Source organism: Citrobacter sp. KTE151, assembly GCF_000398845.1.
GTDB classification, from domain to species: Bacteria; Pseudomonadota; Gammaproteobacteria; order Enterobacterales; family Enterobacteriaceae; genus Citrobacter; species Citrobacter braakii.
This window is the reverse complement of sequence record NZ_KB976064.1, coordinates 842539-853994: the sequence shown is the minus strand read 5'-3', so window position 1 is coordinate 853994 and position 11456 is coordinate 842539. Positions and strand designations below refer to the sequence as shown.

9 protein-coding genes are annotated in these 11456 nt (G+C 52.9%); 6 read left to right on the top strand and 3 right to left on the bottom strand.

From position 1 onward, the window contains the following. The first annotated feature begins 16 nt into the window (after positions 1–16). Complete coding sequence (gene dusC / locus WC7_RS10610; RefSeq protein ID WP_016153704.1) at positions 17–967, top strand: tRNA dihydrouridine(16) synthase DusC; 951 nt, start codon at positions 17–19, stop codon at positions 965–967. A gap of 184 nt (positions 968–1151) precedes the next feature. Here dusC and WC7_RS10615 read toward each other — a convergent pair whose 3' ends face one another. Continuing rightward, positions 1152–1886 (bottom strand): class I SAM-dependent methyltransferase, encoded by a 735-nt coding sequence (locus tag WC7_RS10615; protein WP_016153703.1) that lies wholly within the window; start codon positions 1884–1886, stop codon positions 1152–1154. A gap of 169 nt (positions 1887–2055) precedes the next feature. On the opposite strand from WC7_RS10615, the gene mdtQ reads away from it, so the two are divergent. After that, complete coding sequence (mdtQ, locus tag WC7_RS10620; RefSeq protein WP_032947114.1) at positions 2056–3495, top strand: multidrug resistance outer membrane protein MdtQ; 1440 nt, start codon at positions 2056–2058, stop codon at positions 3493–3495. A gap of 24 nt (positions 3496–3519) precedes the next feature. Here mdtQ and WC7_RS10625 read toward each other — a convergent pair whose 3' ends face one another. Then, positions 3520–4092: a DedA family protein gene (locus tag WC7_RS10625; protein WP_016153701.1), complete on the bottom strand. Its 573-nt coding sequence runs from the start codon at positions 4090–4092 to the stop codon at positions 3520–3522. A gap of 164 nt (positions 4093–4256) precedes the next feature. Here WC7_RS10625 and WC7_RS10630 point away from each other — a divergent pair, with 164 nt between their 5' ends. Then, positions 4257–4844 carry a Yip1 family protein gene (locus WC7_RS10630; protein WP_016153700.1) on the top strand — a complete coding sequence of 196 codons (588 nt, stop codon included), beginning with the start codon at positions 4257–4259 and terminating at the stop codon, positions 4842–4844. Positions 4845–5024: 180 nt separating this feature from the next. Next, a complete protein-coding gene (pbpG, locus tag WC7_RS10635; protein WP_016153699.1) occupies positions 5025–5972 on the top strand; it encodes a D-alanyl-D-alanine endopeptidase in 948 nt (315 codons plus the stop codon). Between the two features lie 100 nt (positions 5973–6072). Here the strand turns inward: pbpG and dld are convergent, their stop codons facing one another. Then, positions 6073–7782, bottom strand: coding sequence for a D-lactate dehydrogenase (gene dld, locus WC7_RS10640; RefSeq protein WP_016153698.1), 1710 nt, complete (start codon positions 7780–7782; stop codon positions 6073–6075). A 232-nt stretch (positions 7783–8014) separates the two neighbouring features. On the opposite strand from dld, the gene bglX reads away from it, so the two are divergent. Together bglX and WC7_RS10650 are read left to right on the top strand one after the other, a co-directional pair. Continuing rightward, complete coding sequence (bglX, locus tag WC7_RS10645) at positions 8015–10312, top strand: beta-glucosidase BglX (protein ID WP_016153697.1); 2298 nt, start codon at positions 8015–8017, stop codon at positions 10310–10312. A 218-nt stretch (positions 10313–10530) separates the two neighbouring features. After that, complete coding sequence (locus WC7_RS10650) at positions 10531–11448, top strand: glycine betaine ABC transporter substrate-binding protein OsmF (RefSeq protein ID WP_016153696.1); 918 nt, start codon at positions 10531–10533, stop codon at positions 11446–11448. Positions 11449–11456 lie beyond the last annotated feature (8 nt).

Genomic DNA, 11456 nt, shown 5'->3' with positions numbered 1-11456 from the left:
TTTTGCGGGTGACGATATGCGTGTTTTACTGGCGCCGATGGAAGGCGTGCTCGACTCACTGGTGCGCGAGCTGCTGACTGAAGTGAATGATTACGATCTGTGCATCACCGAGTTTGTGCGCGTGGTGGATCAGCTCCTGCCGGCAAAAGTATTCCATCGGCTCTGCCCGGAACTGCATAACAATAGCCGGACGCCATCCGGCACGCGGGTGCGCATACAGTTGCTGGGGCAGTATCCGCAGTGGCTGGCGGAGAACGCGGCGCGCGCGGTAGAACTGGGCTCGTTTGGTGTCGATCTGAACTGTGGCTGCCCGTCGAAGCTGGTCAACGGCAGCGGCGGTGGCGCAACGTTATTAAAAGATCCTGAACTCATCTACCGGGGCGCAAAAGCCATGCGCGAGGCGGTTCCGGATCATCTCCCCGTGACGGTGAAAGTGCGTCTGGGCTGGGACAACAGCGACAGGCAGTTTGAAATTGCTGATGCCGTTCAGCAGGCGGGCGCCAGCGAGCTGGCGGTGCATGGCCGAACCAAGGAACAGGGCTATAAGGCCGAACATATCAACTGGCAGGCGATCGGTGAGATCCGCCAGCGGCTTACCATTCCGGTTATCGCAAATGGCGAAATCTGGGACTGGCAAAGCGCCCAGGATTGTATGGCTATCAGCGGATGCGATGCGGTGATGATTGGCCGTGGGGCATTAAATATTCCGAACCTGAGTCGTGTGGTGAAGTACAACGAGCCACGTATGCCGTGGCCTGATGTCGTGATGCTGTTGCAAAAATATACTCGTCTTGAAAAGCAGGGTGATACCGGGCTGTATCACGTAGCGCGAATTAAACAATGGTTAGGGTATTTGCGTAAAGAATACTCAGAGGCAACCGCGCTGTTTCAGGAAATCCGCGCATTAAACAATTCACCGGATATCGCGCGCGCGATTCAGGCCATTGATATCGCTAAATTGCATTAACACATTAATCGGCCACCGGAGTGGCCTTTTTTTCAAAAAATCATCTTAAACACGCCAGTTACCACCAATAACCCAATCAGAAAAATAACTAAAATAATCCACAGTAAGATTTTCATCAGCGTTCCTTTTTTGGTGAGTTCAGGTTAAGTATAGGAAAGCCTCTGAAAATCTTCCTGTAATGACCTTACTCCGGTTTACGTGCGCTGAGCAGAAACACCATTGGCCGCTCTTTTTCTTCATCCAGCGCCGGGTTTTCAGCAATCTGTTCAGCGGACGGTCCCCATTCATCGACACAAACGATTTCGAATCCGGCGGCTATCAGCGCATTAATCCAGGTCGCCAGCTTACGGTGCTGTTTTTTGACACCCTCCGCGAACCAGTTACTGATGCGTGTGCCTTCCTGCTGATAATGATTGACCGGCCAGGACTGTTGCCCGGTTTTATCTTTTATCCAACCCTGGTTAAGCGGTGCAGTATAAATGGGATGTTCGGCAGAGAATACCAACATGCCTCCCGGTGTTAACGACTGGTAAATCGTTACGAATAATCGCGCGATATCGCGCAAATAGTGCAGGGCAAGTGAGCTGTAAACCAGGTCAAAGGAATTTGGCGACAGGGAAAGCGTCTCGAGATCTTCACGTCGATAAACGATGCCATTACCCTGCGTCATGCTGTGCGCCTGAGTTAACATCTTTTGTGAAATATCCAGTCCCACTACGCTGGCCGCCTGGTTATCGCGCGCGTAGCGGCAAAACCAGCCATATCCGCAACCCAAATCGAGGATATTTTTTCCCTGTAGAGCGGGGAGCATCGCTTGTATTGTCGGCCATTCTGGCGCACCGTCGAGCCCTTTTACTGAACGGTCCAGTGTGGCATATCCGGCAAAGAACTCGGGATCGTCATAGATATTCTGTGACATAATGTCTCCATCCATCAATTATTAAAATTAATTAATCTAAATTATTTGTTGAGTGTATATTTTTCCGATTATATATTTTTATTGCCAAAGGTGTATTGCCACGCGTAACTAAAAAAGGAAACGCGACAAGTCGTAATCTCAGCACATCTTTTCTTACCTGTGTCTCTCCATGAATCGTAATTCTGCTTTTGTCACGACGGCATTGCTGCCGCTTTTTATTTTGATGTCAGGTTGCGCGCCGATGCATGATGACCGCCAGTCTCTGTCACAGCAGACCCCCGCTGCGAATGTCGATACCACATTGCCTGCGGCGTTAAAAAATGGCTGGCCGGACAGCCAATGGTGGAAGGCATACCATGACCCCCAGCTTAATGTGCTGATTGACAGCACGTTACGAAACTCCCCTGATATGCAGGTCGCGGAACAGCGCATTCAACTGGCGGAGGCGCAGGCTAAGGCTGTGGAGGCGCAGGATGGCCCGGAGATCGATTTCTCAGCAGATGTGGAGCGTCAGAGAATGTCAGCCGAAGGGCTGATGGGTCCGTTTGCCATTACCGATCCGGCCGCCGGGACGACCGGGCCGTGGTACACCAACGGCACCTTGGGTTTAACTGCTGGCTGGAATCTGGATCTGTGGGGTAAAAATCGGGCCGAAGTGACGGCACGTATTGGGGCCGTTAAGGCGCGTGAAGCCGAGCGCGAGCAAACGCGACAGGTGCTGGCGAGTGGTGTGGCTCGTCTTTACTGGGAATGGCAAACGCAGGCCGGGCTGAAAACCGTGTTGACGCAAATCGAAACCGAGCAGCAGAACGTCATTAACGTTGATCGTCAACTGTATCAAAATGGTCTTACTTCTTCGGTGGAAGGCGTTGAAACCGATATCGATTCCAGCAAAACAGAGCAGCAGCTGAACGATGTCAGCGGTAAAATGAAGGTAATTGAAGCGCGGTTGAGCGCGCTGACCAACTCGCAGTCCACAGCCCTGAAACTCCATTCGACCCCGCTGCCCGCGGTGGAAAGCCAGCTCCCGTCCCAGCTAGGTTATTCGCTGCTGGCCCGCCGACCGGATTTGCAGGCGGCGCACTGGTACATAGAGTCATCGCTGAGCAGCATTGATGCGGCGAAAGCGGCGTTTTATCCCGATGTAAATCTGATGGCATTTTTACAACAGGATGCGTTACATCTGAGCGACTTGTTTCGCCATTCCGCGCAGCAAATGGGCGTAACGGCCGGGCTGACGCTACCTATCTTTGATAGCGGCAGGCTGAACGCGAATCTCGACATTACTCAAGCGCAAAGCAACCTGACGGTGGCGAATTACAACAAAGCCGTGGTGGATGCGGTGAATGACGTGGCGCGTGCAGCATCGCAGGTAGAAACACTGGCGCAGAAGAATCAGCATCAGCAGCAGATTGAGCATGATGCACTGCGCGTAGTGGGTCTGGCGCAGGCGCGCTTCAATGCCGGAATTATTGCGGGCTCCCGGGTCAGTGAGGCAAAGATCCCGGCATTACGTGAACAGTGCAACGCTCTGCTTTTACAAGGGCAATGGCTGGATGCCTCAATCCAGTTGAACCGTGCGCTGGGGGGCGGCTACCACGCTTCGTAACGCACCCACCCGGTAGACATCGCGCTACCGGGCTGTACTTTTGCTGCTGCGTTTTTTTAACCACCACCGAACGCCAGGCACCAGCACAATCACCAGAGCCAGCCATATCCAGTGCTTAATATGCTGGTCGAGATTGTGTAGCCACGGCGCAATGACTTCTCCCCCCACGTAACCCAGAGTGGTAAATATCAGCGCCCACGCCAGCGCCCCCAGGATATTCAACGGCAGGAAAATTTTAGGTGGCAAATGGCTTGCGCCAATCAGCAACGGGCCGATCACGCGAAAACCATACATAAAACGGGTGCCAATCACGAACAGATAAGGACGGCGCTGTATCATTTTCTGCGCCCGGCGGATTTTGTCGCGATGTTTTGAGAAACGACGCAAAATTTTTCCACCGTAACGACGCCCAAGCAGATACAGCAATTGATCGCCAATCATCCCGCCCAGGGCCACAGAGATAACCACCAGAGGAAATTTAAGTAATCCCTGATGTGCCGCCACGCCGCCCAGCAGGGTAATGGTTTCACCTTCGGCCAAACTGCCAATGACCAATGCGGCGTAACCGTAATGTGCAATAAGACTGTTTATATCCATATGTCTGGATGACCTCCCGACGTTAAGCATACACCCTGTGAATCATCGTGGGGTTTAAAAGCGCTGAATTAGCGGTTCGTCATTTTTGTTGTTGTACAAAAATTAATCCAAAGCTGAATTATACTTGAACTGTTGAGGTCCGGAGCTGACAAGAAGGGGGCGGTATGAACCATGTCTGGGGGCTGTTTTCCCATCCCGATCGTGAAATGCATGTGATCAACAGCGAAAACGAAAGCGTTTCGCATCACTACACCCACCATGTACTGCTGATGGCGGCAATCCCGGTTGTTTGTGCGTTCATCGGTACCACACAAATCGGCTGGGATTTTGGCGATGGCAATATCCTGAAATTATCCCTGTTGACTGGATTTGCAATGGCGATTCTGTTTTACGGGGTGATGCTGGCGGGCGTTGCCGTTATGGGCCGGGTTATCTGGTGGATGGCGCGTAACTACCCGCAGCGTCCGTCGCTGGCGCATTGTATGGTGTTTGCCGGATATGTCGCGACGCCGCTGTTTTTAAGCGGGCTGGTCGCACTTTATCCGCTGGTCTGGCTGTGCGCATTAGTCGGGACTCTCGCGCTGTTTTACACCGGTTATTTACTTTATCTCGGTATTCCGACGTTCCTGAATATCACTCGTGAGGAAGGGTTGAGTTTTTCCAGTTCCACGCTGGCGATCGGTGTGCTGGTACTGGAAGTTCTGCTGGCTATTACGGTAATCCTGTGGGGTTACGGCTATCGGTTATTCTGACGGATAAACCTGTCTACGCTGCGTTGTTGACGTAAAAGTCAGCAACGCAGCATTTCGAGACGATTCTCCTGTGGCAGCAAACCTGCCGGATCGCTATGATGCCTGAGCTAGCTTGAGATAATACTTAATCTCTGGCGGTGTGCGTTGTGACGTGCGTGAACCATTATCAGAAATCTCATCATGCTGAAATTCCGAGTTTCATTATTAAGCCTTGCCCTGGTGCTGGCCGTTCCTTTTGCACCCCAAGCCGTGGCGAAAACGGCAACTACCGCAGCGGCTTCTCAACCTGAGATAGCGTCCGGTAGCGCGATGATCGTTGATCTGAATACCAACAAAGTTATCTATTCGAACCACCCGGACCTTGTGCGTCCGATTGCGTCGATTACCAAATTAATGACGGCGATGGTGGTGCTTGATGCACGACTGCCGCTGAATGAAAAGCTGAAAGTCGATATTAGCCAGACGCCGGAGATGAAAGGCATTTACTCTCGCGTACGACTGAACAGCGAAATCAGCCGTAAAGACATGTTACTGTTGGCGCTGATGTCATCAGAAAACCGTGCGGCGGCGAGTCTGGCGCATCATTACCCGGGCGGATACAACGCGTTTATCAAAGCCATGAATGCCAAAGCGAAAGCGCTCGGCATGACTCAGACACGCTTTGTGGAACCCACTGGCTTGTCGATTCATAACGTCTCGACCGCCCGTGACTTAACCAAGCTGCTGATCGCCAGCAAACAGTATCCGCTGATCGGCCAGCTAAGTACCACGCGTGAAGATATGGCGACGTTTGCCAACCCTGCGTATACGCTGCCGTTTCGTAACACCAACCATCTGGTATACCGCGATAACTGGAATATTCAGTTAACGAAAACCGGGTTTACCAATGCGGCAGGCCACTGTCTGGTGATGCGCACGGTGATTAACAACAAACCGGTGGCGCTGGTGGTGATGGATGCCTTTGGTAAATATACTCACTTTGCCGATGCCAGCCGTTTACGTACCTGGATTGAAACGGGCAAGGTGATGCCGGTTCCGGCGGCGGCGCTGAGCTATAAAAAGCAAAAAGCTGCGCAGATGGCGGCGGCAGGTTCGGCGAAGGGCGAGCAAACCGCACAGAACGATTAAATAAGATGTCTTATCCGGCCTACGCATAGCGAATGTAGCAGTAGGCCGGGCAAGCGAAGCGCCCCGGCAACATGCCCGGTAGCGCTTATCTTTTTCAGGATTACGATTCTTTCCAGAACTTCTGCTTACTCGTTTTCCCGATACCCGGATTCATACTGTTGGTGGGGTCATTCTCACGGTAAAAACGGGTCAAGGTTTCCGGCGCCTGATACAGATGCCCGACGTTATGCTCTGCCGGATACTGCGCCCCACGCTCGCGCAGGAGTTCCAGCATCTGCTCTTTGAGCGCATGCGCATCCACGCCTTTTTTCACGATGTAATCCTGATGGAAGACGTAACACATAAAGTGACCGTAATAGAGTTTGTGCACCAGTTGACTGTCGATCTCTGGGGGCAGATGCTCGTACCATTCGGTGTCGTTACGACGCAGCGCGATATCCAGCGCCAGAATATCTTCCACCTCATCCGCATGCACGGCCTGATAACGAATAGCCGCGCCAGCCGCCGCGAAGCGGTGCAAGAACGCCTTGCTGCCTTCTTCCGCCGTACAGGCAAAGAAGTCGCCTTCAGCGGTTTTGAAATACTCGCTTAGCCAGTTTTGGGCTTCAGCCACGCCGCCACCGGCCATTTTTAACAGCAGGTGATGCTCGTACTTATCGCGCCAGCTTTTCATGCGCGCCGGTAAGTGGCTGGGGAACAAATGACCAAATTTCTGCATTGCCCGGTCGGTGAAGTGAGGACGGAAAATTTTCACTTTTTCCAGCATCGCATCGGTGCGGCCTTTCAGGGTGAAGAAGAACGGCATTTTGTCGGTGCCGAGCTTGTCGATCATCAGAAACGTATCTTTGCCGTATTGCTCAGCGATGTCGTAAATATCGCGGTGCATATATTCACCGGCGACCGGCAGATGCTCGAATTTTGCCAGAATATGACGGCGGATCTCCGTCAGCACCTCTGGCTGGTTGGTGCCGATGTAAAAGACCTGTTGGTTTTTTTCGGCTTCGAAGGTGTCCAGACGCACGGCAAAGACCGCGAGCTTGCCTGCACAACCGGACGATTCAAACAAGCGATCCGGGTCGGCGTTATAGCGTGCGGGCGTGTCTGCGTCGATATCTCTGACGCGGGTAACGTAGTCGTGATCGTGCGCGTGACGCCCGTCGTGGCGAACATCGTCATCTCTAATACGCTCGTCATCCAGTTTGCTCAGGATCTGCTCCGGGGTCTGGCCCAGCTCAATACCCAGATGGTTAACCAGCTGTAATTTTCCCTGTTCGTCAATACGCGCAAACAGCGACATCTCCGTGTATGCCGGGCCGCGCTGTACCAGCGAACCGCCGGAGTTGTTGCAAATACCACCGATAACCGAAGCGCCGATACAAGAAGATCCGATTACTGAATGCGGCTCACGGCCAAACGGTTTGAGCGCTTTTTCCAGCGAATAGAGCGTGGTTCCTGGATAGGCCAGCACCTGTTCACCTTTGCCGATGACGTGCAGCTTATCAAGACGCAGGGTGCTGATAATGACAATCTCGCGGTCGTAATCATTACCGCTCGGCGTAGACCCTTCGGTCAGGCCGGTGTTAGCGGCCTGCATCAGGATAATTTTATCCGCGGCGACGCAGGCGCTCAAAACGCGCCACAGTTCTAAAAGCGACCCGGGGAACACGACGGCAAGCGCATCGCCCTGGCCGGAGCGGAATCCCTTGCGATAGCGGGCGGTTTTAGCAGGTTCTGTCAGCAGGTGTGAATGACCCACCAGACGGGTCAGTTCATTCAGGAAAGCTTTATTATCTGTTGTAATGGAAGACATTCTCCACTCCTTGTGGTGGGACTCAATATCAGGAACAAGCATAGCGCTTTGTATGACAATACGCTTTCTCATTCATATTGTCTCTGGTTCGTCTTTTACTGATTCGCGCTGGTTTCGAAAATTAGGAGAATAACCTTAGCTTTCTTTATCGCTCCCGTTTAGTCTTACGGCAAACTGCGGTTTTTGTTATATTTTCGCTGCCTCGTCGGGAAAAAATAAAGAGAGAATCAACATGAAATGGCTATGTTCTGTAGGTGTCGCGGTGAGTCTGGCATTGCAACCAGCGTTGGCGGACACTCTGTTTGGTAACCATCCACTGACGCCAGAGGCGCGGGATGCCTTCGTTACCGATTTACTCAAGCAGATGACCGTGGATGAGAAGATTGGGCAACTGCGTTTGATAAGCGTCGGGCCTGATAACCCGAAAGAAGCCATCCGCGAGATGATCAAAGACGGGCAGGTTGGGGCAATTTTTAACACCGTCACGCGCCAGGATATCCGCAAAATGCAGGATCAGGTGATGGATCTCAGCCGCCTGAAAATCCCTCTCTTTTTTGCCTACGACGTATTGCACGGTCAGCGTACCGTATTCCCGATAAGCCTCGGTCTGGCATCCTCCTTTAATCTCGATGCGGTCAGAACCGTTGGTCGAGTGTCTGCGTATGAAGCCGCCGATGATGGTCTGAATATGACCTGGGCGCCGATGGTCGATGTCTCGCGCGATCCGCGCTGGGGTCGCGCCTCGGAAGGGTTTGGCGAAGATACGTATTTGACCGCCACGATGGGCAAAACCATGGTGGAAGCGATGCAGGGTAAAAGCCCTGCCGATCGCTATTCGGTGATGACCAGCGTCAAGCACTATGCCGCCTATGGCGCGGTTGAAGGCGGCAAGGAATACAACACTGTCGATATGAGCCCGCAGCGTTTGTTCAACGACTATATGCCACCGTACAAAGCCGGACTGGACGCCGGTAGCGGTGCGGTGATGGTGGGGCTTAATTCGCTGAACGGTACGCCGGCGACTTCGGATGCATGGCTGTTAAAAGACGTCCTGCGCGATGAGTGGGGCTTTAAGGGCATTACTGTTTCCGATCACGGCGCGATTAAGGAACTGATTAAGCACGGCACTGCCGCCGATCCTGAAGATGCGGTGCGTGTGGCGATCAAGTCCGGCATCAACATGAGCATGAGCGATGAGTATTACAGCAAATACCTGCCGGGGTTGATTAAGTCAGGTAAGGTGACGATGGCGGAGCTGGACGACGCTGCGCGTCATGTGCTGAACGTGAAATATGATATGGGGCTGTTTAACGATCCGTACAGCCATCTGGGGGCCAAAGAATCTGACCCGCAGGACACCAACGCGGAAAGCCGTTTGCACCGTAAAGAGGCGCGTGAAGTGGCGCGTGAAAGCCTGGTGCTGCTGAAAAACCGTCTGGAAACATTGCCGCTGAAAAAATCCGCTACCGTAGCGGTTGTCGGCCCGCTGGCCGACAGCAAGCGTGATGTGATGGGGAGTTGGTCTGCTGCCGGGGTTGCCGATCAGTCAGTAACGGTGCTGACGGGGATTAAAAATGCCATCGGCGAGCAGGGCAAAGTGGTATACGCCAAAGGGGCGAACATCACCAACGACAAAGGCATTGTCGACTTCCTCAACCAGTATGAAGAGGCGGTGAAGGTTGACCCGCGTTCGCCGCAGGCGATGATTGATGAAGCGGTTAACGCCGCGAAGCAGTCTGACGTGGTGGTCGCGGTAGTTGGTGAAGCGCAGGGAATGGCGCATGAAGCCTCCAGCCGCACCGATATCACCATTCCGCAGAGTCAGCGTGACCTGATTACCGCGCTGAAAGCCACGGGTAAACCGCTGGTTCTGGTACTGATGAACGGTCGTCCGCTGGCGCTGGTTAAGGAAGATCAACAGGCCGATGCGATCCTCGAAACCTGGTTTGCCGGGACGGAAGGCGGTAACGCCATCGCCGATGTGCTGTTTGGCGATTACAACCCGTCAGGCAAGTTGCCGATGTCTTTCCCGCGCTCTGTCGGACAGATCCCGGTCTATTACAGCCATCTCAATACCGGTCGCCCGTATAATGCCGATAAGCCGAATAAGTACACGTCGCGCTACTTTGACGAAGCGAACGGTCCGTTGTATCCCTTTGGCTATGGCCTGAGCTACACCACATTCACGGTTTCTGATGTGAAACTCTCTTCTCCGACGATGAAGCGTGACGGGACCGTGACGGCCAGTGTGCAGGTGACCAACACCGGCAAACGCGAAGGTGCGACGGTGATTCAGATGTATTTGCAGGATGTTACCGCTTCAATGAGTCGTCCGGTAAAACAGCTGAAAGGTTTTGAGAAGGTGAATCTTAAGCCGGGTGAAACCCAAACCGTTAGCTTCCCAATTGATGTTGAAGCGCTGAAATTCTGGAACCAGCGTATGCAATACGATGCCGAACCGGGCAAGTTCAACGTCTTTATCGGCGTGGATTCTGCCAGAGTGAAGCAGGGCGAATTTGAACTGCTGTAATTGATATCATGCCTGATAGCGTGACGCTTATCAGGCCTGCGAAATCGTACCATCCGGTAAACTCACTTTGGGTTTGCCGGATTTTTTTTATTGTATTATCGCCTTACCGCGAGTTACTCGCAGTGTTACTACCCAATTGCCAGGTTAAGGCTTGATTTTTCGACTATGCTTTTTCCTCAAGTCTCTGAAAAGGGCCGTAAAAGAATGAGGAGTGCAGCATGATAATTTCAAAAGTTTGGGTGGGTTCGCTGGCGTTATTAGCCGCGATCAGCTTGCCCTTACAGGCCGCGTCACCCGTCACGGTCGGTTCAAAAATAGATACCGAAGGGGCGCTGCTCGGCAACATTATTTTGCAGGTGCTCGAAAGTCACGGCGTGAAAACCGTTAATAAAGTACAGCTGGGTACCACTCCGGTGGTGCGTGGGGCAATCACCTCTGGTGAACTGGATATTTATCCGGAATATACCGGCAATGGCGCATTCTTTTTTAAAGATGAGAATGATCCTGCATGGAAAAATGCGCAGGCTGGTTATGACAAAGTGAAAAAGCTGGACGCAGAGCAAAATAAGCTGATCTGGCTAACGCCTGCGCCCGCCAACAACACCTGGACCATTGCGGTTCGCCAGGATGTCGCGCAAAAGAATAAGCTTGAGTCCCTTGCCGATTTAGGCCGTTATCTGAAAGACGGGGGGACGTTCAAACTTGCCGCCTCTGCGGAATTTATCGAACGGGCTGACGCGCTGCCTGCCTTTGAAAAAGCCTATGATTTCAAACTGAATCAGAATCAGCTGTTGTCGCTGGCGGGGGGGGATACCGCGGTGACGATTAAAGCAGCGGCGCAGCAGACCTCTGGGGTCAATGCGGCGATGGCCTACGGTACCGATGGTCCGGTTGCGGCGCTCGGTCTGCAAACATTAAGCGATCCGCAAGGGGTCCAGCCCATTTATGCGCCAGCGCCCGTTGTGCGTGAATCGGTGCTGCAGGACTACCCGCAAATGGCAGAATGGCTACAACCGGTATTTGCCAGCCTGGATGAAAAAACGCTGCAACGGCTGAATGCCAGTATCGCCGTGGAGGGGCTGGATGCGAAAAAAGTCGCAGCAGACTACCTGAAGCAAAAAGGATGGGTGAAGTAACGGAGTTT